At 56.6% G+C, this 19133-nt stretch carries 10 protein-coding genes and 4 pseudogenes; 7 read left to right on the top strand and 7 right to left on the bottom strand.

Annotation, left to right across the window (positions count from 1 at the left end; translation table 11 throughout):
* Positions 1 to 8: 8 nt before the first annotated feature.
* Both MUBE_RS01370 and MUBE_RS01380 read right to left on the bottom strand, forming a co-directional pair.
* A pseudogene (locus tag MUBE_RS01370) lies at positions 9 to 731 on the bottom strand (SAM-dependent methyltransferase).
* A gap of 1538 nt (positions 732 to 2269) precedes the next feature.
* Positions 2270 to 2672: pseudogene (locus tag MUBE_RS01380) on the bottom strand (group I truncated hemoglobin).
* Positions 2673 to 2956: 284 nt separating this feature from the next.
* Here MUBE_RS01380 and MUBE_RS01385 point away from each other — a divergent pair.
* The 3 genes and pseudogenes from MUBE_RS01385 to dnaE all read left to right on the top strand — a co-directional run bounded on the left by MUBE_RS01385 (position 2957) and on the right by dnaE (position 8887).
* Positions 2957 to 3978, top strand: a pseudogene (locus MUBE_RS01385) (SDR family NAD(P)-dependent oxidoreductase).
* A gap of 7 nt (positions 3979 to 3985) precedes the next feature.
* Complete coding sequence (locus MUBE_RS16580; protein ID WP_243632715.1) at positions 3986 to 4174, top strand: hypothetical protein; 189 nt, start codon at positions 3986 to 3988, stop codon at positions 4172 to 4174.
* A 1179-nt stretch (positions 4175 to 5353) separates the two neighbouring features.
* Positions 5354 to 8887: a DNA polymerase III subunit alpha gene (gene dnaE / locus MUBE_RS01395; protein ID WP_116539179.1), complete on the top strand. Its 3534-nt coding sequence runs from the start codon at positions 5354 to 5356 to the stop codon at positions 8885 to 8887.
* Between the two features lie 288 nt (positions 8888 to 9175).
* Here the strand turns inward: dnaE and MUBE_RS16590 are convergent, their stop codons facing one another.
* Positions 9176 to 9673: a hypothetical protein gene (locus MUBE_RS16590; protein WP_243632716.1), complete on the bottom strand. Its 498-nt coding sequence runs from the start codon at positions 9671 to 9673 to the stop codon at positions 9176 to 9178.
* A gap of 177 nt (positions 9674 to 9850) precedes the next feature.
* On the opposite strand from MUBE_RS16590, the gene MUBE_RS19655 reads away from it, so the two are divergent.
* The 4 genes from MUBE_RS19655 to MUBE_RS19660 all read left to right on the top strand — a co-directional run bounded on the left by MUBE_RS19655 (position 9851) and on the right by MUBE_RS19660 (position 13411).
* Complete coding sequence (locus MUBE_RS19655; RefSeq protein WP_424399012.1) at positions 9851 to 9913, top strand: hypothetical protein; 63 nt, start codon at positions 9851 to 9853, stop codon at positions 9911 to 9913.
* 292 nt (positions 9914 to 10205) lie between these two features.
* Positions 10206 to 11489, top strand: a complete 1284-nt coding sequence (gene ilvA, locus MUBE_RS01415; protein WP_116539181.1) for a threonine ammonia-lyase — start codon at positions 10206 to 10208, stop codon at positions 11487 to 11489.
* Between the two features lie 1024 nt (positions 11490 to 12513).
* Complete coding sequence (locus tag MUBE_RS16595; RefSeq protein WP_243632717.1) at positions 12514 to 12780, top strand: hypothetical protein; 267 nt, start codon at positions 12514 to 12516, stop codon at positions 12778 to 12780.
* Positions 12781 to 12991: 211 nt separating this feature from the next.
* Positions 12992 to 13411, top strand: coding sequence for a hypothetical protein (locus MUBE_RS19660; RefSeq protein WP_243632718.1), 420 nt, complete (start codon positions 12992 to 12994; stop codon positions 13409 to 13411).
* 12 nt (positions 13412 to 13423) lie between these two features.
* Here the strand turns inward: MUBE_RS19660 and MUBE_RS19665 are convergent, their stop codons facing one another.
* From MUBE_RS19665 to ripD, 4 genes and pseudogenes are all read right to left on the bottom strand, one after another.
* Positions 13424 to 13609 carry an alpha-amylase family glycosyl hydrolase gene (locus tag MUBE_RS19665; RefSeq protein WP_243632719.1) on the bottom strand — a complete coding sequence of 62 codons (186 nt, stop codon included), beginning with the start codon at positions 13607 to 13609 and terminating at the stop codon, positions 13424 to 13426.
* 146 nt (positions 13610 to 13755) lie between these two features.
* Positions 13756 to 15942, bottom strand: a pseudogene (locus MUBE_RS01430) (glycogen debranching protein).
* 42 nt (positions 15943 to 15984) lie between these two features.
* Positions 15985 to 18159, bottom strand: coding sequence for an acyltransferase family protein (locus tag MUBE_RS01435; RefSeq protein WP_116539183.1), 2175 nt, complete (start codon positions 18157 to 18159; stop codon positions 15985 to 15987).
* Between the two features lie 143 nt (positions 18160 to 18302).
* Positions 18303 to 18941 carry an NlpC/P60 family peptidoglycan-binding protein RipD gene (ripD, locus tag MUBE_RS01440; protein WP_116539184.1) on the bottom strand — a complete coding sequence of 213 codons (639 nt, stop codon included), beginning with the start codon at positions 18939 to 18941 and terminating at the stop codon, positions 18303 to 18305.
* Positions 18942 to 19133 lie beyond the last annotated feature (192 nt).

Here is a 19133-nt window from a genome sequence, read left to right on the forward strand (position 1 = left end):
GTCAATGCTCAGTTGGGTTTGCGTGAATCGATGAGGACCCGCTTCGAGTTCGCGACAAACGACCCACTGACCTCGATGCCTTCATAAAGTTCCCGAAGCCGGTTACGATAGCGATACACAGTAAAGTCCGGCATCGTCCCGATCACTTTGCTTAGGAAGTAGATAACGGTGTCGATGTCGAAGAACTCGGTTCGTAGCCGCTTCATACGCAAACCCACGATCTGTAGGCCAGTGTCTTATTACTGCGCACTTACCACGTTGGTATGACACTCGGCCTATTTTTCGGGTTGTGGTTCGCTGAAGTACTCGACCAGCTCCAACATCGTTGTGGGTTCTATATTGTTGCGCAAAGTAGGTGCTGTTCGGCAGGATTACCCGAACGATCTCGTCACCACACGGTGATCTTATGACGAGTGGTCACCAGGTCGAACGTCCCGTCGACGAACGGCAGTGGGGTGCTCATCCCGAGTCGCCACGACCATCACGCCGAGCGGATGTAACAGCTTTTGGTTGCCAACGTCGCTCTTGGAGGGCATGTCTCGATCGCCGCCATCGTGGGTTGGAACGGCATTGCGCCGGCTAGCATCTCGTTGCCGCCGGTGTGACGGTCCAGTGCTGCTGACCATGCTGGCCAAACGTTGGCTCAACGCCCTTTGGTAGCGTCAGGATGGCCTTTCCTAGGTCGTACGGATGTCCAGCCAAGAAAGATCCCAGCCGTGTTGTTTGCCCAACTCAGGTGGGCGGACTGTGTCGGTGACCTGCGATTGTTGTGGCTATTGATTGGCTTGGACGTTCGGCTGACGCAGTCACCCGCACCATCGCCGAACTCAGTGAACACCGAATCCTGTTGCTTATCTTACGTGAAGGTGTTTACACAGGGACTCCAATGGGACGATCTGTGGCTACAATCGTCGAACTTGGGAGTAAATGCCTTGCAGCATATTGGGAATCAATCTTGCTTGGTGCGTCGATATCAACTATCAAGCCTTTAAAGCTCTCGAGTGAGTGCAAGGTTCAATTGCGTCGACCCGCTGCGACCGGCGAACTTGTGCGGGAGTTGACCGCCGCGTTCGGTATTGGCCGCGTAACTGCCTAACGTTACCTAGCCAAGCCTCAAGATCGATCTTCCGCCAGGCAGGAAAGGGGGACACGGGTCTGACTACCCGGGCAGGACTGTTGCGGGCGCCCGATCAGTGGTCCACATTCAAACACCGGCGAGAGGAACGACCATGTTGTCGAGCTGGATGACCCGACCCATGCCGCGATGACGGCCTTGTTGGTTCTCCTCCCGCCCCAACTTCAACCGTTAGTGAGCACCGTCGCTAGTTTCAGCGTTCGCGTTAGATCTTTTGGTTCGCACGATCGCCGAATCTGGGTAGTGTGTCCTGAAACAGGATAGAGGGTGGCAGGCCAATGCCCAGCTTGGGCTCGCAGAGGTTTCAGTACCGGGAGTCGTCAGCTTGAGTACTCTGCGCTCGTGTTTCGATATTTGCGCTAAGTGCTCACTCCCGCTTTGGCTTGACTGGTAGCCTGTTAACCGTCATGACAGTGCCGTACAGAAGAACCTGTTACCGTTTAAATCAAGTCCGATCTCACCTCGATGGCTCTAGTTATCCAGCCCGGGCGCCCGAGCTGGATAACTAGACGATACAGGATGTGCTGGTTGCTTTTCCAGTTTCGGCATGACGGCCGTTAGGTTGAGCTGGTTGTAGAACTGCAACGGTCAACGTCCCGGACTCCCGGAGAAGGCAATAGTACATTATTATCCATGGTACCACGGTGGTTGGGTCGGCGATTGCCAGCTGGACCAGTCGGGTCTGGTACACGTGCTATCACGTAGGTGCGGAAGTTGACGTTTTGTGTGCAGCCATCGCGAACCGTTGTCCAACTGTCTTGTGTGATCGTAAGCGCTGTTTGGTCTGTGCCGGGACGGTCCAGTGCCTGCTGCTAGGCGGTCTGCAGCTGGTAGTGGAGTTCGGTCAATTGCGGTTCACTACATACCAGTTGCTGCGCGTTGGTTGTGGCTTTTGTGCAGTCGAGCGACATTGTGCTTGTCGATGGCGTCGCCGTAGGTTATGTCGTGTTGCTGGTGGTTGAGTCAGACGAATTGTTCTTCGGATGGCTTGTTTGACTCGCAAACGCTCAGAACCAGAGTGGCCACGATGATGACAATCAATCTCATGCGAACTGGTTATCCAGCTTCCGGCTGCCCGCTAACGCTACACGCGCACCGGCGCGGAACTTCATTTGCGGTCGATCGCTGTCAGATTTATGGTGTGGTGTTTTCTCCTGGTACTATGCTAAAGGCTAGTGGAGCGATGACCCCGAGTACTTCCTTCCCAGTCTCAGCAGGCATTTTGGCGGCTGTGGTCGAGTCGCTCAAGTGTCCTGCTAAGAAGGTAAAGTGTTATTCTAGCGATTCCTCGTCCTGATGCACCTGTTTCATCGACGCACCGGTGTAGGGCTTGAGCACGCTGAGGTCGGCCGCAATGAACTCAGCCGTTTGTCCTAAGATGGCTCATGTTCATTCCGGAGAAGAATCTGGACAGTTGATCATCAGCAAGAATGCGAACATCGAAGTCGTCGACTATGACTTCGATCGCCTTGTACCCACCAATTCTGTTGTAGATGTCGGCGAGTTTACGCTTGTGGGATCGTGACAATGTTCTTATTAGAACAGCCAAGAACTGCGCCGTTGCACATCCGTTAGTGTCGGAGCACGTTCGTATTATCTTTTGTATGACAGGAATATCGCCTGTTCTCAGCTGCATGTTCTGGTGTTGGCACAGCAGCTGAGCTGGGCAACATGACGGCAATCCCCATCGATTTATCGGGGATGTCCTAGGTTGGGCTTGATGATCTGTCTCACATCACACACATCGCCCAGCGAGGTGACTCTGTTAGGTGACTAGGGCAGCTGCGGTCTTGGCGCGAACATCACCAGGAGCGACGATCGATAAATCTTGGCGGCCTGACGAACCTCGTCGAAAAGCTGTTCGCGGCTATGTCTAATATCGTCAACACCCCTAACTCTGCGGGGCGATATCGCCTGTGTCTATCTACGGAACCTTTTCGATGTGCTTTAGGACCGCAAACTTAGCGAAGCGGTCGGAAGCAAGACCATCCTTATTGCCGGTGGGTCGTTGGGCATTGTTGCAGCGGCGGCCAAAATCGCAGCAGGTGACACGGTGGTGTTGGTCATGCACCCTGGAGGACCTCGAAAAAATCGCCTCGGAGATCCGAGTTGTTCGCGGCGGGATCGCCCATGTATACCCGTGCAACCTGTCTGACGTGAATACCATCGCCGTTATGGTCGACTAGGTGCTCGTTGATCTAGGCGGCGTAGACATTTTGATAAGTAATGCTGAAGCGCTCAATTCGGTGGTCATTAACGCTGTCCTACGACTGGATCTATGACTACGAGTGGACGATGCAGCTGAATCACCTTGGAGCAGTTGAGCTCATTCTCAAGTTCGTCCCTGAGACGTGGGAACGTGGTTGCGAGCAGATCGTCAACGTTTCGTCGGTTGGAGTGCAAACCCGTGTGCCGTGCTTTAGCGCTTACATCGCCAACAAGGTCGCGCTGGGCAGCCTGTGTGACGCGCTACAAGCTGAGATAGTGAACGACAACGTTCGATTAACTACCGTGTACATGGCGTTGGTGCGTACGCTGATGATCAGGCCGACCAGCTCTATATGACAAGTTCCCGACGTTGACGCCAGAGCAGACAGCCAACGGCGATTGCTGACGCGATCCTGCATTGTTCTCGGCGAGTCAACTCACTGTTCGGTCAGTTCACTGTCGTCGCCGACGTGGTTAACTCTGTGGTGATGGACTGGGTACGTAACCGCACCTTCGGTATGTTCACGGATTCCGCCGCAGTCAAGGTCGGTGAATCTGATTTTCGCACAGCGAAGTTAGAAGAGCTCAATAAACGGAGCGCAACATTTGTCCAAGCGACTCGCAGGATCCATTAGTGACACCATGAACCTTCTGGAGCCGAAAAATGAGACAACCATCGTCATCACCGGTGCCGCATCAGGCATCAAAGCCGAACTGGCTCGCGGCTTGGCCCGCCTCGGTTTTTCGCTAGCTGCTGGTAATGTGCGGCACCGCGACCACCTCGATGAGCTTGTAAGCCGGGGCAGGCCAGGAATACTCGGCTACAGCTGAAGTCGTGCTACTTGACCTCGATGACCCCCGTGGTTCATGCAAAGTTATCGTCCGTGGTTCATGCAAAGTTATCGTCCGTGGTTCATGCAAAGTTATCGTCCTGGCTCCGTCACGAACCGATTGCGCAATAGTGTCGGCTTTGGCACCAGTAATGTAACTACATATGATACCACTCGAACGCGATAGCAAAGAGGTGGCTCTCAACTCGCTTATGTGCTTATGTTGATGGCACCGACGTATGCGATGCTATTGGCCATGGTCATAGTGTGATGCCAACGTGGTCCTTAACATCGCCTCATTACCGGGCTCTAGCTGACTCTTTACATGGTCGTTTTGCGGCCACCGAGGCCTTTGTCCAGACATTCTCGGAGGCGATTCACGAGGAGTGACACGATACGGGTAGTGTCGGTCACGGTTTTGCGCCCAGGTCCGGTTCCGATTGAGTGGGTCGAGATCGCCAATACCAACCGGTTCAGTATTCCCATTGTACAGATCGCATCACACGACTGACGTTGCAGAGCCGCGATTAGCGTGATGCTGGCTTGTAAGCGCATCGTGGTGCCCAAGTTCGTCAGCATTAGTGGCAGATACGCGCCGCTTAGCCTGTTATTATTCGCCATCTGGATCGGTAACTGATTGCGTGACGGACAGTGTCGCTAGGAGATTCGGTTCTGCGCGATTCTCCGTGAGATAGAGGCCAGGATCCCCGCGTGTCTTGTGTGCAGCGTATGCGTAGGTGTCGTCGCGGCTATGCTCAAGTGATCGCTGTTGTTGACATAACTGCCGACATACCGATGATTCCTCAGGGTACCTGGCACCATAATCTCGGATCTGTCAGAGCTACACGATTGGCCTGCAATGCCGGAAGAGTGGTGTAGCGAGCTCCCTGAGGAGCTGATCCGCAGGCACTCAAATCGTAGGGTGTAGCCCGTGCCAAGGGGATGTGCAACTGGGCGACCTGGACGATCACAACATGGGACCAGCCTAATAAGCCGGCATCTTCAAGATCTGAGAAGGGTGGCGCCAAGTACGGCGTCACGTTAACGGTGTGATCCCAAAATAGTGGATCCACGCTTGGTCTACGCCTCGAGCTCTCTGACCCTGCACTGTTCGACCCTCTGGGTTCCGTGGCGACACATCGAAGCGTCGTCAGTGGTCGGTCGATAGACTGGCGTCCCTATGGACCAGTCCTCCTTTGTGCACCTGCATAACCACACCGAGTATTCGATGTTAGACGGCGCCGCTAAGATCACGCCCATGCTTGCCGAGGTGGAACGGCTACAGATGCCCGCGGTCGGCATGACCGATCATGGAAACATGTTCGGTGCCAGCGAGTTTTACAACCTGGCCACCAAAGCCGGGATCAAGCCGATTATTGGTGTGGAGGCCTACATCGCACCTGGATCGCGCTTCGACACCCGGCGTATCACCTGGGGTGACCCTAGCCAGAAGGCCGACGACGTTTCGGCGGGTGGCGCCTACACGCACCTGACGATGGTGGCTGAGAATACGGTCGGCCTGCGCAATCTGTTCAAGTTGTCCTCGCTGGCTTCCTTCGAGGGACAATTGAGCAAGTGGTCGAGAATGGATGCCGAGCTCATCGCCGAACATGCCGAGGGCATCATCATTACCACCGGTTGCCCCTCTGGTGAGGTGCAGACTCGGCTTCGCCTCGGCCACGACCGGGAAGCGTTGGAGTCGGCCGCCAAATGGCGTGAGATCGTTGGCCCCGACAACTACTTCCTTGAACTGATGGATCACGGCCTGCCTATCGAGCGCCGCGTCCGTGAAGGACTGCTCGATATCGGCCGCAAGCTTAACATTCTGCCGTTGGCCACCAACGATTGCCACTATGTCACCCGTGATGCCGCGCACAACCATGAGGCGTTGCTGTGCGTGCAGACCGGCAAGACTTTGTCAGATCCGAACCGGTTCAAGTTCGACGGTGACGGTTACTATCTCAAGTCGGCTGCCGAGATGCGCCAGTTGTGGGACCACGAGGTTCCCGGGGCCTGTGACTCCACATTGCTGGTCGCCGAACGGGTCCAGTCTTATGCGGACGTGTGGAGACCACGCAACCGGATGCCCGTCTTTCCCGTCCCCGAGGGGCACGATCAGGCGTCCTGGTTACGCCACGAGGTTGACGCCGGCCTGGCTCGCCGATTCCTCGACAGCCCACCTGACGTATACGTCGAGCGGGCGGCCTACGAGATCGACGTCATATGTGCCAAGGGCTTTCCAGCCTACTTCCTGATCGTCGCCGATCTGATCAACTATGCCCGGTCGGTCGGGATCCGTGTGGGTCCGGGCCGCGGCTCGGTCGCCGGGTCGCTTGCCGCATACGCCCTAGGTATCACCGACATCGACCCAATACCGCACGGACTGCTGTTCGAGCGGTTCCTTAACCCCGAACGCACCTCGATGCCGGACATTGATATCGACTTCGACGACCGTCGTCGCGGTGAGATGGTGCGTTACGCCGCCGGCAAGTGGGGGCACGACCGTGTCGCCCAGGTCATCACTTTCGGTACCATTAAAACTAAAGCGGCGCTGAAGGATTCGGCGCGTATCCATTACGGGCAGCCCGGATTTGCTATGGCCGACCGGATCACCAAGGCGTTACCTCCACCGATCATGGCCAAAGACATCCCGTTGTTGGGAATCACTGACCCGGCCCATGAGCGGTTCAAGGAGGCGGCCGAGGTTCGCAGCCTGATCGAAACCGACCCGGACGTGCGCACCATTTACCAGACTGCGCGCGGACTGGAAGGTCTTATCCGTAATGCCGGTGTGCACGCATGCGCGGTCATCATGAGCAGTGAGCCGCTGACCGAAGCAATTCCGTTGTGGAAGCGACCGCAGGACGGGGCCATCATCACCGGCTGGGATTATCCGTCGTGTGAGGCCATCGGCCTGCTGAAAATGGATTTCCTGGGTCTGCGCAACCTGACGATCATCGGCGATGCGATCGAAAACATCAAGGAAAACAGGGGAATTGACCTCGACCTGGAATCCGTGCCACTGGACGACAAGGCCACCTACGAGCTGCTGGGCCGCGGTGACACCCTGGGTGTGTTCCAACTTGACGGTGGGCCCATGCGCGATCTGTTGCGCCGCATGCAACCGACCGGGTTCGAGGACATTGTCGCGGTACTGGCGCTGTATCGGCCCGGCCCGATGGGTATGAACGCGCACAACGACTACGCTGACCGCAAGAACAATCGTCAGGCGATCAAGCCTATCCACTCCGAACTCAAGGAACCGCTACGCGAGATCCTGGCCGAGACCTACGGACTCATCGTCTACCAAGAGCAGATCATGCGTATCGCACAGAAGGTGGCTGGCTACTCTTTGGCGCGAGCAGATATTCTGCGTAAGGCGATGGGAAAAAAGAAGCGCGAGGTGCTGGAGAAAGAATTCGAGGGCTTCTCGGAAGGCATGCAGGCCAACGGATTTTCGTCCGGAGCCGTTAAGGCGCTATGGGACACTATCCTGCCTTTCGCTGACTACGCATTCAACAAATCACACGCCGCCGGCTACGGCCTGGTCTCCTATTGGACCGCCTACCTCAAGGCCAACTTTGCCGGTGAATACATGGCGGGCCTGTTGACATCGGTCGGCGACGATAAAGACAAGGTGGCCGTCTATCTGGCTGACTGTCGCAAGCTTGGTATCACGGTGCTGCCGCCGGATGTCAACGAGTCTGGCATGAATTTCGCGTCAGTGGGCGCTGACATCCGCTATGGATTGAGTGCGGTGCGCAATGTCGGTGCCAACGTCGTGGGTTCGTTGATCAAGACCCGCAGTGACAAGGGCAAGTTCGCCGACTTCTCGGACTATCTGCACAAGATTGACATTTCGGTCTGCAATAAGAAGGTTACTGAATCGCTGATCAAGGCAGGTGCCTTCGATTCGTTGGGGTATTCGCGCAAAGGCCTTTTCCTAGTCCACACTGACGCTGTGGATTCGGTGCTGGGTACCAAGAAAGCCGAAGCGATCGGGCAGTTCGATCTGTTCGGCGGGGCCGATGTCGGTACTGACGCCGTGTTTACCATCAGAGTGCCTGGCGATGAGTGGGAGGACAAACACAAGCTAGCCCTGGAACGGGAGATGTTGGGCCTGTATGTTTCTGGGCATCCACTTAACGGAGTAGCACACCTATTGGCTGCCCAGGTGGACACTGCCATTCCAACGATCCTCGATGGTGATGTCTCCAATGACACTCAGGTGCGTGTGGGTGGTATTCTGGCCTCGGTGAATCGGCGCGTTAATAAAAATGGAATTCCTTGGGCATCAGCGCAATTAGAGGATCTTATTGGTAGTATCGAGGTGATGTTCTTCCCGCACACGTACTCCAGCTACGGTGCCGCCATCATCGATGATGCTGTTGTGCTGGTTAATGCCAAGGTGGCGATACGTGATGACCGGATTGCACTGATCGCCAATGAGCTTGTTGTTCCTGACTTTTCCAACGTGCAAGCAGACCAGCCGTTGGCCGTTAGTTTGCCGACTCAGCAATGCACCTTCGACAAGGTAAGTGCACTCAGACAAGTGTTAGCGCGCCATCCCGGCACATCGCAGGTGTATCTTCGGCTTATCAGCGAGAACCGCACAACCACGCTCGAACTAGACCAGTCGCTACGGGTGACATCGTCGCCGGCGCTGATGGGAGATCTCAAGGCACTGTTGGGTCCCGGATGTTTGGGTGGTTAGTCTGTTGCTTCGGGTACTTAGCCAATGAGAATGGTGTGGTCGCTAATTTTGGCCCTGTCGATGTGCGCCCTGTTCCCCGATACGGCCCATGCCGGTCCGGATCCGCATATGACGTAATCCACCTTACTCCTGTTGGCCTGGTAACAGGATATGTGCCATTGGTTGGCAATGCAACCTGCGACGGCACTAAAGTATCTAGATGGCATTTTCTGGCGTGTCACGCTCTTGTCGATGGGTGGCCTATCTTTATTTACATACCCGATTACATCAATCTCGGCATACACTGCGTTATCGGCAACCGGAAGCTCCGGTCCGGCGCCAGCGCCGCTGGGTGGCTGCGACGGCGCGGTTAAAATCACGATCTTGAGCCAACCTTTCCATCGTGACCTCATCGGGACGAATCCTGCCGGAGACCTGGCCGTCGAAATTCGCGCAGCCTGACATTAAGCTGCCAAAGTGGTTGCGGGTGTTGATACCAACGACATCGCTCAGCGTCGAGAGCAGTTTACCAACGAGATCGACGATGCCATTAGGCAGGTCAACACGTCGTCGCCGAACTGGCCAGCATGCGGCTGTACTAGCGCCTGGAGGGCTTAGGAGAGTATCTTGAGAGGCCAAACCGATCACGATGACAACGTTGGTACCACCCAGCACCGTAGGTGCCGAACTGCTGGTCGATACCCCGACCAGCGGCGTAGCGAACCCGGCGATCACGACGAACAGCTTGTACCGCGGTAACTTCTCACCCGCGACCAGCACATCTGGGGTATTGGCCGGGCAAGTCACAGATTCAAGGATCCCCCGATTCTTATTCCGGGAACCGGAAGATTTCAGAGACCGGAACAGCTGACTGCCTAGGGTGGTGTCACGGCATTTTTGGGAGAATATGTACCCAGCCCTGTCTACTGGCCGCACCAGCAAGTTGAGAAGTACACGGTCTCCAGCGGAACCGAGGGCACAGATATGCAGGTAAGGCCTGTGGTGTTGCTGATCACTGTCGGTGTCAAGACCGGCAAACTCCGTTGATATGTAGCGAGTACGTAATCGTCGCCCCACTTGGAGGAGCTCCGAAACACCCAGTCTAGTAGTGCAATGTCGTCCAGAGTCCCCGTGTCGGGGCTGTAGGATGGTTGCGTCAGTCGTTATTACGACGCCGCGCTAGGTTTTCGGTGACGAGAAGGCGACCTGGTGGCAGTGTGCCGTCGAGGTCTGGTCGAACTACGCCAAATGAATAGGCTGAGACTGGGCGCCAAATTCTGGTCTTCGTGCCGACCCCGGCGAGCTGATTGCTTGTCGGACAGCATGGCACCATTGACCGGTGTCCGCCGAACTGAGCAGAAGCTCCCGGACCCCACCAGTGTCCGCGGTTGACATTGATGGTGCGGCAAAGCGGATCGCGCCTGTGATTACGCCTACCCCATTGCAGCTCAGCGATCGGTTGTCGGCGATCACCGGTGCGGCGGTGTACCTCAAGCGTGAAGACCTGCAGACGGTGCGTTCTTATAAGCTGCGTGGCGCATACAATCTGTTGGTGCAACTGACCGCCGAAGAGGTCGCTGCCGGTGTGGTGTGTTCTTCGGCGGGTAACCATGCGCAGGGCTTTGCGTATGCGTGTCGGTCACTGGGTGTGCATGGCCGTATTTATGTCCCCGCCAAGACACCCAAGCAAAAGCGGGATCGGATCCATTACTATGGCGGGGAATTCGTCGAGCTGATTGTCGGAGGAGCCACCTACGATCTTGCCGCTGCCGCAGCAGTTGACGATGTTGAACGCACCGGCGCGACGTTGGTACCGCCGTATGACGACGTCCGTACCATCGCAGGTCAAGGCACCATTGCCGTCGAGGTGTTGGCGCAACTCGAGACCGAGCCTGACCTAGTGGTGGTTCCGGTGGGCGGCGGCGGCTGCATTGCCGGCATGACCGCCTATTTAGCTGAACGGACGACGAACACCGCGATGCTTGGCGTCGAGCCTGCCGGTGCTGCGGCAATGATAGCCGCGCTGGCTGCGGGTGAGCCGGTGACACTGGACCACGTTGATCAATTCGTGGATGGTGCCGCGGTGGATCGGGCGGGAACGTTGACCTATACCGCGTTGGCTGCCGCAGGTGACATGGTGTCGATCACCACTGTAGATGAGGGAGCGGTGTGCACAGCGATGCTCGACCTCTACCAGAATGAAGGCATCATCGCCGAGCCGGCGGGCGCACTGTCGGTAGCCGGGCTGTTGGAAACTGACATTGAGCCCAGGTCTACTGTGGTTTGTCTGATCTCGGGCGGCAACAACGACGTATTGCGCTACGGCGAGGTGTTGGAGCGTTCGCTGATTCACCTCGGTCGCAAACATTATTTCCTGGTGGACTTTCCACAAAAGCCCGGTGCGTTGCGTCGTTTTCTTGATGAGGTGCTCGGGCCCAACGATGACATCACTTTGTTCGAGTATGTCAAGCGCAACAACCGAGAGACCGGCGAAGCGCTGGTGGGCATCCAGCTCGGATCGGCTGCAGACTTAGACGGCCTGCTAGCCCGGATGCAGGCGACCGAAATGCACATCGAAACCCTGCAGCCAGGTTCGCCGGCCTACCGTTACCTGTTGCTGTAACCACTGCGTTTGCGTTGCGATGGCATGTTAGGGTCTGCGGTAAGGTGTCAGGTATCGTGGGGTCGATGTTGCCAGTCGTTGCCGGTATTTTGGCCGTCAAGCTCAGCGGTAGTATTCCCTTATACCATGGCAACGTATAGTCTTTTGGATAATCAGCCAGGCCGCCGCTGTGTGCTTTTGCCGAGACTTCGACCAAGTTGAGTCTTCGATCACGGGTGCGGCGCCCACAACGACTACTGAGCATTAGGTCAAGGAACGGTACACTGGGCCAGGAGGGCCAGCCTATCAATCCGTCGATGAGGGGAGGCGGTGACGGAAGCTGGCAGCCTTACCTTACTTGATGGTCTTGACTTCCCTGGTGGTGAATTTTGGTCCGCTGCCAATCAACCCATCCAGGTGCGGGGTTCCCTAAGTGGGTGTGTCTTTTGCAAAACCACTAACTCGCTGGCTTTGACGTAGTCAAGGGGACAGGTCAGCGCCTTATCCAGAATGTGACGGGGGTCGATAGCAGACAGTAGTGAAGAAGTTATCTCTCTGAGCGCCCGGTGCCGTCCTGCCGTCAATCCGGGAACTGACAACCCGGGTCAGTGTGAACGCCAACAGCGCTGTCGCTGTGTACCGGCTGTTGCGTGATCACGGGGCGATTGAAGCCGCAAGGCGACGCGGCACTTGGGTGCGTAACTGGCTGGCAATCACACCCCGGTTACTGATCGAGATTCGGGTTCCGGCGGGTGCGCGATTTGTTGACCGGCAACCCCGACTCTGCGCTGCTGCCCGATTGCAGGGCAGTTCGCGCGGCCCTGTGCTGTACGGTGAGCTGGCGATTTCCTCGGCGCTTTGTAGACTCACATCCGTGTCGCACCGATGTCTCCGTCGGCCATCTCGCGGTAATCAGTGGAGCTCTGGATGGCATCGAGCGAGTACCCGGCGTATACTTGTGTCCCGGTACCCGTGTAGCTGTCGAGGATCAGAGCTGGTCCAACTTTCTGGCTCTTCTTGCAGCGTTGGGTTTTCGGCTGATTCGGTGCAGGTAGATGACGGTCCGCTGGTTGCCGACGTGGCTCGGGTGGTAAGCCGTGATACGCGAGCTGTGGTCTTCATTGGTCACGCACAAAACTCGACCACCGCGGCGCTATCCGTCGATCGTGCCGGCATGCTCTGTAGCCTGTTGAGTGACCGGTTCGACGATCTGCTACTTGTGGAGGACGACCACTGCGCGGACATTGCCGGGGCGCCACTGCACATATTAGCCGGATCTGTCAACCGCTGGGCCTTGGCGGTCAGTGTCTAAGGTTTACGAACCTGACCTATGGGTCGCCCGATTGGTCGGAGACCACCGCACCGTTAAACGGGCACGACAGACGACTACAGTTCCGATCGGGCTAGGTGAGACCATCTACTGGCAAGGTCTGGCTGTTAGCCTGTGGTCCTGCCAGGCTGTGATATGTTTTCTCCGCACATCTGAGGAGCGCTACGCTAATAACTGAATTCAGCTGCGTACCATGCTAACCGAGCGCGACGTCACTGCCTACGGTTGGTCCGGGCTGAACATCGGGATCTCGTTATCCGACGAGACGGTTTCGATCACTTGGTTGCTTGACAGTGATTGGGTCGCGGCGCTGGGCACATGCTTCCGGATTTGCACCTGTCCGTACATGCGTATCACGATCGTCGACCGATATCGCGCCATTGGCCGATGCAATCGCTGCGGTGATCCACACCACTGGGTGTTCCAGCGTCTAGCTTGGGCGGGCCAGCGGCAATCAGCGCTAAATGCTCAGCCGCAGCAAGTCTCTGTCGGCTTTGAGATTGCCGAAGTAATCGTTACAATCCAACAGCAGCAATATAGTTCGGTTCTGTGCGTCAAAGTCCCGGTCGATATTAAAGAAAGCTGCGTGGGACTAATTCCGGCCGTGGTGTAAGACGTCCCACCACTACGGGTGCTGTCTGTTTTTGTCGATTTCGACGTGATCGGGCACGATGTCGACAACCAGGCCTATACCGCGCGTTTGTGTCGCGGCCGACAGCCGTACCAAGCCATTGGGACTGCCCAGCTCTGTGGACACCGTCGTCGGGTCGGTGATGTAGTACTCGTGGCAGGACCTGTGGACCGCGGTCATAGTATGGGGATAGATAAAGATGCGTCACCCTTAGCTCGTCGAAATAGTCCAGCAAGTCTTCGGCGTCGGCGAAGGTGAACCTAAATCCGCTGGATGGACTACGCAGCTGTAACTGATTAGGTGAAAAGAACCGGAAAAGCTATGTATCAGGTAGCCTTACGGAGAACTAGCAGCGGTCGTACCGGCACTGAAATGTTTTACTAGGTGGTCACCACCAGGTTGGCATCACCAGCAGTATCGTTGGTATTTTCTTCCACGGTCCACTCTTCAGTGTGGTCTATATGCGGCGTTATGAACTCCGTGCCGTGGTCATGAACATTGAAACACAAAAAATGGAGTTTTCGATCACCAGCTCGCCGCAGGCGTTGGACGCGGTAGTGGCGTCGCCGTTGATAAATACCGTCACGCACTTATAGAAGTCCCTGCTCTAATCCTTGTGTGTCACCTCCTGGCCAGTTGGTGTCAACCGGGAGATATCACGGACTTCATCACCGCTTCGGATTGGTTACTCTATCGAAGAGACAGGGCGACGAAACGCTGGATGCTGCTTACGTAAGCGTGTCGTTTTGCGCGTAAAAGTAAGCAAGTCGGCGTTATTGTCAACTAATGACCAATCCATCTCCGATAGTTTGGAGTCCTGGCAGTGCATGCTATTGTTGTCTAGTTCGGTACACTCGATCTCGTCGCCGTGAGAGAGCAGAGGTGTTCCCTGGCTGACGGTCAGGGTTGTCCACGTGTTGCGCATTTCGCGCAGCGCCAGGATTTCAGAGTCGTCGATGGATCTATCGACGTCGCAATTCCACGAACAGTTGTGACTCTTCTCCGTCGCGGTTGTTTTTGTTGTGTTTTTCGTTGAATGATAACTGAGTGGCCCAGCGTGAATTCATCGTGTGCGGTGACGAAGTTGATATTGGCTACTGGGGCGTCGACCGGTTACTTCGTAGAGGTCCGATGGCCCGGTTAGCCAGGAGGAGAACTCACCGAGGGTGGCCGGCTTGTCTTGCCAGTAGTTGCGCATGGTGTATCGGTGCTTGCCGTTCCATTCGGTCCATAGCCTGGGGAAATTGCCTAGCCTGGTAGCCACCTTCGCCGACGTCTCACGGCTCGGCGGCCAGCTTGACCTGGCTGAACACCGGATCCTGTTGCACCAGATCGAAGAACGCGCTCAATCGGTTGACATCGTAGAATCTATGGGCCACCCTGGACGCCAGGTCGAACCGGAACTTGTCGACGTGCATTTCGAGCACCCCAAGTAGTGCAGAAAGTTCATAATCCGCTGCAAGGTGTACGGGTGATGGGCATTGATGCTGTTTCCGGTACCGGTTAAGTCCTTGTAGAACCGCAGGCCTTCGTCGACAATTCGGTAATTAGTTAGCGTTGTCGATGCTACGGAAATCGATTGTCTGGCCTAGGTGGTTGCCTTTGGCGGTGTGGTTGTAGCCTACGTTAAAGGCTGACCTGGATGTTGGCTTAATGTCGGTTACGCACTACAGTCTTGAACTTGGTTACTGCACTGTGGGCCTATGGATTCTACGTGTGCTGATAGCGCGGAGAAAAGAATCCGAATATGCTGTACACTAAATAGTTTCACAATTCTAGCTGTAGCAGCTGCTGGTTGTGCAGAAATTGGTGTACCAGTATCAGCTCGAGAGTGGTGACGTTGAGTGCCTTGAGGTGATCGATGATCGCCTGGTGAGTCAGCCTGGCATAGGTGTCGCGAAGTTCTTCGGGAATGCCCGAGTGGGTCTGTGTCATGCTCTTGACATGGGCTTCTTAGGTGACAGTCTCGTGGTAGGGGATGAGCGGTGCCTGGTCGAACGCCTAGCCGAAAAACGGATTGATCACCACGCTGGTCATGGTGTGACCGAGTGAATCGACCATTGGGGGAGTATCGGGGTTTGCCGAGTCGCCGTGCGGGTCAACGGCGTTCACGTTGTGGGAGAGCAACTTCTGGCCGAACGTGGAATCACCGTGGAATGATTTCCCGTACGGGTCGAGCAGCAGCTTGCTGGGGTCACATCAGTGGTCGACCCCCAGATCGAGTGGCCTGTGAACACGAAATCCGTAGTGCTGGACCGGGGTAACGTTCAGCAGATGTCATGCCAGACATAGCCGTTCACCTTGTCGAGAGGGACCCGTGACTCGCTGTCGTCGTCGGCTATCAGACACAAGTCAGCCTTGTCAGTGATTTTGGAGAATAGCGAAAGTTGGTATCAACGCCGTTATTAGGTCGTCCCGAGTGGATAGGCGGTGCCTGGATACACAGTAGGTAACACCGGGTCGCGCGTTGCGTCCGAACGTGCCAAAGCCACGGCTGGATTGTTTGACGACACGTTTGACCTTATCTGTGTTCGGGTCGATCCTGGGTGCGCTAGCTACCACCAACCCGTGTTCTCTGCGATCTGTCGGCCTAGTTCGTCGGACATGGTGCGTACGTAGGTGGGCGACAGGTGGTGAGCGCCATGGTAAATTAACACATTCCCTTCGACCGCACGGCAGATGTCTGGACGGCAGATTGCGTCGGACATGTCAAGTGGCTTCAGTAGTGGGAACTGTGCGACAAAATCCAGAGTGGGATTGCGGTCGGCCAATACGTCGGAACGTTTGATTCCACACGACTCCGCGTTGCCGCCTTTGGCCAGGCAGTCCGCCGGATTGAACGGTTGGCCGTTTTTGACTAGCCACGGGGTGTCCCGCATGGCGAGGATAGGAATATTTTTGTCGGACAATGCTTGCCAGATTCCAAGGTAGGTTGTCGGCATTACGTCGCCGGGTTTGATATTCCACGGTCGGGTCGACGTAGTGAATACGTAGTCGGGGTGGTCGGAGAATAACTTGATCATTGTCGTGTGTACCCACCCGCGGCACTGTGGGTACGGCGCGTTGTTGCCCATGATCAGCGGGACATGCTCGGTGGACAACGGGCAGCCCATTTTGAGGTAGGTCACTACTTTGAAGTGGTGTAACTGCCCAAGCAGGTCCAGCGCAGATAGCCAGTGTTCTGCGTGTGACCCGCCCGCTAGCGCAATGGTACGGCTGGCGCTGGCATCGCCGTAGGTACAGTTAACTATGGCCGGGTTAACAAAGTCACTGATGCAGCCGTCTCGAGTAGAGGCCGGTAGGTCGTCCTTGATTTCCAGGACAGTGGGCCGCATCGGCAGGGTGGGTACCCGCACGCGGGAGGTCAGGGCGCGTGCACCCGGATAGTCTTGGGTATTGAGGGTGCCGAGCTCCTTGCCGGTGGCGCGTAAAACGCTAATGTGCTGGCGCCAGGTAAATGAGGTTGCGGTCAGCGTGACGCCTAGCAACAGCACCACTGATCCCAGCGCCATCGTCGGTCGGCGCAAGCGCAGCTGCCAGGCGGTAGTGCAGGCGGGTGACGGATATTTGATGTTTGCGGGTGTACGGTACCGCAGCGGGTTCTCGATGAGCCGGGTGGTTAGGTAAGCTAAGAAGAGGGACACCAGCAGCAACGCTGCACCTTCGACGAAATTGGCGTGGTGGTGGCCGGTATAGGACAGCCAGAAGATCAGCAGCGGCCAGTGCCAGAGATACAGTGTGTACGCCATCGCACCCAACTCCACCAGCGGCGCGGTCGCCAGCAGTCGATTGGGTAGTGGTAAGCTGTCACTGGTACCCGGACGACTTTGCCGGTTGGACCCGGCAAGGATCATAAGCATTGCGGCTCCGACGGGTATTAGGGCCCACGGGCCGGGGAATTCCTTGACACCATCGATCAACGTCCCACAGGACAGAATCGCGGCCAGCGCGATGGTGGCGACCACGGTGCGCAGCCAGGCCGGCCAGCGAATATGGGGCACTGCCGCGCCTATAAGCACTCCCAGCAGCAATTCCCAAGCGCGCGCAAAGCTGTTGTAGTAGGTTGTAGTTTGGTTAGTCTGATGAGCAAAGGTCGCGTAAGTAAACGACGCGATTGTCAATGTACTGAGCAGCACCACAAACATGGTCCGCATATGGGTACCTAGCGGGCGCCTAAAGAGATAGGCGCATCCGGTAACTAGCAGCAGGAAGGCAATGTAGAATTGCCCCTGTACGGACATTGACCAAATGTGCTGTAAAGGGCTTACGGCTTCGCTAGCCTGCAGATAGTTGGACTCAGTGCCGGCTAGCTCCCAGTTCTGATAGTAGCCCAGACTGGCTAGACTCTGGTCCGCGAATGTCTCCCAGCGAGTTTGCGGTTGCACCAAGACGGTGAGTAGCGCACAGTCGGCGAGTACCACGACCAAAGCTGGAAGCAGTCGACGGGCCAGCCTGATTATTTCGGTGAACGGCGATAATAAGGGGGCCGGGTTGAGCGTGGCGCGGAGGATATTGCCTCCGAAGAAGAACCCGGACAGAACCAGAAACACATCCACGCCACCGGAAACCCGACCGAACCAGATGTGGAATATGGCCACCAGCGCGATCGCGACGCCACGCAAGCCGTCGAGATCGTGACGATAGAACCCCGAGAGCTCCGCAGCGCGCGTTCGCAGAGTAAAAGGCGTCGCGATGGCGATCGGCTGAAAAGGCGGTGACGGAGTCTGCATGATTGACCGCCAATTTACCGAACATCGCCACCGACTCCCTAGTGTGCGACTCCGGCCGAGACGGCTCTCGGATTCACTGAGCATTGGTGCTGTTAGCAAGGAGCAGGTGGCGGTGTTTGGTGGCCTAGCAGGCCTCGGGCGGGTTACCGCGAGGGACTAATCGGAACGGGTCGCACTTGCATCTGCGAGGGCATGTGTTGCAAGGGTGCCCGCTTAGGTGGTGCTTGCTGCGGTGCCGGCAGTATCGGCACTTGCTGCAGTGGTGCTTGCGGCACTGACGCCGGTTGGGGCCCGAGAATTCGGACCAGGTAAGGCGCCATGCCTTTGCTGCGCACTGGTGACACTTGGACGACGTCGCTGACCTCCACCATTTGTCCGTTGCCCAAATACATCGCGACGCTTTGCGTGCCTTCGGGACCGTAGAAGATTAGGTCGCCCTTGCGTGCTTGCTGCGGTAGCACCTTCTGGCCGACTTTGTACATCTCGCCGGAAGAACGTGGCAGCTTGAATCCGGCTCCGGCGTAAGCGTATTGGATCAGGCCCGAGGCGTCGAATCCGACAGTGTTAATATCGGTACCCGTCCCGCGAGTGGGGCCGGTAACATCGCCACCGGCCCAGGAGAATGGTACACCGCACTGTGCGAGAGCGCGCGTGACGACAATGTCGGTGACTTTTTGGTAGTCCATCGTCTTGGTGCCCGAGTCAGCGGATGCGAGGCCGCAGGTGAGTATCGGAGGCACCAGCAGTGCCAGGCTAATCACGAAGGCGTAGGTGCGATTCATTTGGATCCCAATCTTCTTGGCCCTCAAGGGCGTTTTGGGCTTCAGCGCGGTTGCCTTCGCACATCGGCCGCTATATTCATGACTCACACGGGGTCTACCCACCGGGACCGAGCGCCGCCATATGCCGCTAGGGAACGTAAATCACCGCTGAGTCACATTCCATTCAGTCACTGTAAGTAGTTCTTACAGTAA

This window comes from Mycobacterium uberis (assembly GCF_003408705.1).
Lineage (GTDB): Bacteria > Actinomycetota > Actinomycetes > Mycobacteriales > Mycobacteriaceae > Mycobacterium > Mycobacterium uberis.